This is a genomic window from Acinetobacter sp. (assembly GCF_049284435.1).
GTDB lineage: Bacteria > Pseudomonadota > Gammaproteobacteria > Pseudomonadales > Moraxellaceae > Acinetobacter.
Genome location: NZ_JBAPXX010000015.1, coordinates 1 through 1,733, shown reverse-complemented (window position 1 = coordinate 1,733; position 1,733 = coordinate 1). Strand labels below are relative to the sequence as shown.

1 protein-coding gene and 1 pseudogene are annotated in these 1,733 nt (G+C 41.6%); both read left to right on the top strand.

Features of this window, described 5'->3' with window-relative positions; genetic code table 11:
• Window positions 1-30 precede the first annotated feature (30 nt).
• On the top strand, window positions 31-732 hold the full coding sequence (locus WAK81_RS01205; RefSeq protein WP_422195348.1) for a hypothetical protein: 702 nt from the start codon (window positions 31-33) through the stop codon (window positions 730-732).
• 27 nt (window positions 733-759) lie between these two features.
• Window positions 760-1,494 (top strand): annotated as a pseudogene (locus WAK81_RS01200) (class I SAM-dependent methyltransferase).
• The last annotated feature ends 239 nt before the right edge of the window (window positions 1,495-1,733 follow it).

The window sequence follows — 1,733 nt, the reverse complement described above, 5'->3', positions numbered from 1 at the left end:
TACCTGTAATTCATAATCATGAAATTTTTCATGGTGCTTCTGGTTGGCATCCTCTGCTTTGGATTGGGTTATTTTGTTGCCCCATCCAAGCCTGAATCTGTATCGCCTGTTCCTGAACCCCATCAGGATATTGCTGTGGAAAATTTTATTCAGCGTATCCAGCAAAAAGCGCAGGCTCAGCCTGAAGATGGCCTTGCATTACAACAGCAGCTAAAAAATCAGAAAGCGCAGGTTAATTCAGTCATAGATAGCGCGACTACTGCACAGGTCAATAAATATCTGGAACAATCCTTTCCTGGCTATGATTTATCCAATATTCAAAATAAGCATGTATTTGCCAAACGACTGGTCAGTGAATTTGTTGATGCAAAAAATGATCCGAATGAAGTCTTGGTAGGAAAAGCTACAGTGACGACTCAGCAACAATATTCAGCGGGTGGGGTGTTGCCGAGGCAGATTTATGCCGGACAGCAACTATTTGCGCATTTTGATACTTTGGGGAAAGTACCCAATAACGAACAGGTTTTTGTACGCTGGAGTAACCCGTCCACAGGGGAAGTGTTATTTTTTATGCCACAGCGGGTAAGTAGTAATAGGGAACAAAACTGGGTCAGCTTTAATCCAGTCAATGGATGGAAAGTTGGTAGTTACGATGTTAAATATTATCAGTTGAATGATCAGCTCAATCCGATTGCCCAAACCAGTTTTAAAATTGATCAGGTGATTGATTAAATTAATGAATATTTCGAGAATCATTAAATGAAAGACCTGTTTTCTGATCATAGTCTTCGCTATAAACAAGCCCGCCCAAATTATTCCATCCAAATTGTGAAAGAAATTTTAAAGCATGTTCCGGGACGAGCGTTTGCATGGGACTGTGGGGCAGGGTCTGGACAATTCACCCAATTATTAGCCCCGTATTTCGATCATGTGGTCGCAACTGATATCAGTGAAGCACAGTTGCAGCAAGCGCCTTATTTTGAAAATGTCAGCTATCAGGTGCAAGCAGCCGAGTAGACCAGTATTCCTGCACAATCCATTGATCTGGTTACGGTGGCACAAGCGATTCACTGGTTTGACTTTGAGGCATTTTATAAAGAAGTCAAACGGGTGCTTAAACCTCAAGGGGTGCTGGCGGTCATTGGCTATGGCCTGATTGAGGTGCAGGATGCTGCGATTAACAGTTTGGTTCAACAACTGTACTTTGATACTTTAAACGACTATTGGGACAGGGAGCGCCGTTATATTGATGAGTGGTATCAAACCATTCCGTTTCCTTTTCACAAGCATGCTGTACCCGAGATGCATTTGCAATATCAATGGTCGCCACAGCAACTGTTGAGCTATTTAAAAACATGGTCAGCGATCAAGCATTATCAAGACAAAAATGATCCTGACCCGCTTCAACTCATTTCAAATGCTTTACAAGCTATGCCTGAAAATTTAGATGTAACATTTCCTGTACTTTTACGCGTTGGAATGCGAGAAAAATAACGATTGTGGCAGAAGTTTTATATCGGTAGAACAGCATAAGCAGGAGGAGATAAAAATCTGATTTATAGCAACATGATCCAGCGTACAGCTTTTTTATAGCAGCAGATTTCATGTTTTTTAAGATATGAAATGAGATGGTTATTTAACGAAAGTTAGAATGTCCCACAAGACCGCTGGTCTGGGGCAACTGGCTGAAAGGCGCATACGCTATACAATTACAGGTGTCGACGGTTGTTTGT